Raw genomic sequence first — 2,719 nt, forward strand, 5'->3', positions numbered from 1 at the left:
CCCGCCCTCCACCGGCCCGACATGGCCCGGCGGCCAGGTGCCACCGGAACACCCCGGCGACGCCTCGGGCCCCGGCGGAACGGGTGGCGGCCCCGGCGGGACCGGTGGCGGTCCGGGAGGCCCAGGGGGACCGGGTGGTCCCGGCGGCCCGGGCGGCGGCTCCGGTGACTCGGTGCCGGGGCCCGGCCAACCGGGGCACCCCTGGTGGCGGTCCGCTCCCCGAATCGCGCTCATCGCCACCGCGGCCGTCGTCGCCGTGGTCCTGGCCGTCGTCCTCACCCGCACCGGCGGCTCCGGCGGCAACGGCGACGGAGAGGTCTTCCTCCAGGCCGCGGGGAAGTCGGGCCCCGACCCGTTCACCAAGTCGACGGCGACCGACAGCTCCGTCCCGCAGAGCCCCTCGGCCTCACCGACCCCGTCGGAGCCCGCCAACGTGACCCGCGCCGTGGACGGTTCGGCCCCCGGCCTCTACGGCGGCACCCGCAACACCGCCAGCTGCGACGTCGAGAAGCAGATCGAGTACCTCCAGGCGGTACCCGCCAAGAACGAGGCGTTCGCGGCCGTCGCCGGCGTCCAGGCGTCCGGCGTGCCCGGCTATCTGCGCTCGCTCACCCCGGTGCAGCTGCGCATGGACACCCGCGTCACCAACCACGGCTACCGCGATGGCGCCGCCACCGCCTACCAGGCAGTCCTCCAGGCCGGAACCGCCGTCCTCGTCGACGACCGGGGCGTGCCCCGCGTGCGCTGCGCCTGCGGCAACCCGCTTCGCCCGCCGGTCGCGCTGAAGACCACCCCCGAGCCCAAGGGCGACGCCTGGCCGTCGTACCGGCCACAGAACGTCGTGGTCGTCGAGAGCTCGACCGTGGTCATCAACGTGTTCATCCTGTACGACCCCGACCGCGACGACTGGTTCAGCCGCCAGTCCGGCGACACCGGCGACAAGGACAAGAAGTCCAACCCGCCGGTCGACCAGCCGTCCCCTTCGGCGTCGACCTCGTTCTCCGAGACACCGCCGACCAAGTCGCCCGAACCGTGCCCGTCCACGTCGACCGGCGCCAAGCGGGACGGGACCGCCAGCCCCTGCCCGTCGTCGTCCTCGGCGAGCCCGTCCTCATCGGCCCCGTCGGCCCCGTCGGCGCCGGGGAGTTCGACCTCCGCACCGCCGCAGCCCCAGCCGCAGACCCCCGAGACGGACGACACCCCACCGGACGGCGGCACGACGAGCGAGTCCGCGCCCCTCTTCAGCTCGCCCCAGTCGAACGGCACCTGACCGGTCCGGGCCTCCCGTGACCGTGCGGGAGGCCCACCGGGGGACGCGGCCCCTCCGCTCACTCGTCGATCGCGGCCCCGAACTGCGCGTCCACGTGCGGCGCCCCGAGGGAACCGGCGTTGTACGTCCACGACCCGGAGGCCGTGACGCCGCCCGTACCCGCGGAGAACACCCAGATGTGACCGTCGCCGGTGTTCTCACCGGGCGCGGCGGCCAGCAGCCCGAAGCGACCGTCGCGGTTCGGGTCGGTCAGCCGCACCTGGGCACCCCACTTGTCGCCCTTCTCGGCGGCCCCCGGCACGTCGGCCGAGTTCTGGTCCCACGACTTAGCGCCGGACGAGGTCAGCCCGGACGCCGAGCCGCGCAGCACCCACACGGCGCCCGCGTCCTGGACGGTGCCGATGTCCTCGCCCGCCGCACCGATCGCCACGTCCGCGTAGCCGTCGCCGTCGGTGTCCGCCACCGACAGGTCCGAGCCCCAGCCGTCACCGGGCTCCGCCACACCGGGCACACCGGGGGAGTCCTGCACCCACCAGTCCGGCTCCTCCGCGGGCCCGTCGGGGCCGCCGAGCCTCACCCCGACCAGACCGCCGGCCATCGTCTCGCCGTACGCGTCGTCCGGGGAGTGCGGTTCGCCGGTGACCAGGTCGTCGTAACCGTCCTTGTTGAGGTCGCCGGAGGCCGCCACCGGCCCGCCGCGCAGGTCACGCTCGTACTTCAGCCCGTCGGCGTTCCCCGACAGATAGGTGGACCAGCCGTACCCCGGTTCGTCGCCCACGCTCAGGCCCGACACGACGAGGTCGGCGAAGCCGTTCTTGTCGTAGTCGCCGGTGGTCAGGGACTTGGGCTGGATACGGCGGGGCTCGGCCTGCGCGGCGATCCGCTGTGTGGACTCCCGGCGCAGGGAGCTCGCCTTCGAGGCGTCGTACGCGAAGAGTTCCACGTCGTACCCGTCCAGGACGGCGAGGAGGTCGCCGTCGGTCTCGGCCGTGAACCGGGCCGCCGCCAGGCCCAGGCCGAACCGCTCACCGGCGGTGGGCTCCTCGGTCTCCAACCAGCTGCTCGCGGCGCCGCTGAGCCCCGACTTCGACCCCCACAGGACGGCCACACCGCCCGCGTCCTTCACGGTGCCGAGGTCCTCGCCGGGAATGCCGACGATCGCGTCGTCGAATCCGTCTCCGTCGAGGTCACCGGTCGCGACCGCCTTGCCGAAGCCGTCGCCCGCCTCGGCGGCGCCCGCGACCCCCGCCGTCGACTGGCTGAACACGGCCGCACCGCTCGTGCCGATGCCCTTGGCCGAGCCGTACTGCACGGTCACCAGCCCGGCCCCGCTCTTGCCGCTGACGGTCGCGCCCGGCGCGCCGACCAGCACGTCCTCGTACCCGTCACCGTTGAAGTCGCTGTTGCGGTCGCTGGCCCGCGTACTGCCCGGCACCCCGGCGTACGCCG

The 2,719-nt window shown here is 74.4% G+C and carries 2 protein-coding genes; one reads left to right on the forward strand and one right to left on the reverse strand.

All coding sequences use genetic code 11. The features are described 5' to 3' along the window. A partial coding sequence (locus AOK23_RS43345; RefSeq protein ID WP_338056578.1) for a DUF6777 domain-containing protein occupies nucleotides 1–1,270 on the forward strand: 1,270 nt, incomplete at its 5' end. Nucleotides 1,271–1,328: 58 nt separating this feature from the next. Here AOK23_RS43345 and AOK23_RS43350 read toward each other — a convergent pair. Then, nucleotides 1,329–2,719 (reverse strand): FG-GAP-like repeat-containing protein (locus AOK23_RS43350; protein ID WP_055717847.1); only part of this gene is annotated, 1,391 nt, incomplete at its 5' end.

Source organism: Streptomyces torulosus (assembly GCF_001419765.1).
Lineage (GTDB): Bacteria > Actinomycetota > Actinomycetes > Streptomycetales > Streptomycetaceae > Streptomyces > Streptomyces torulosus.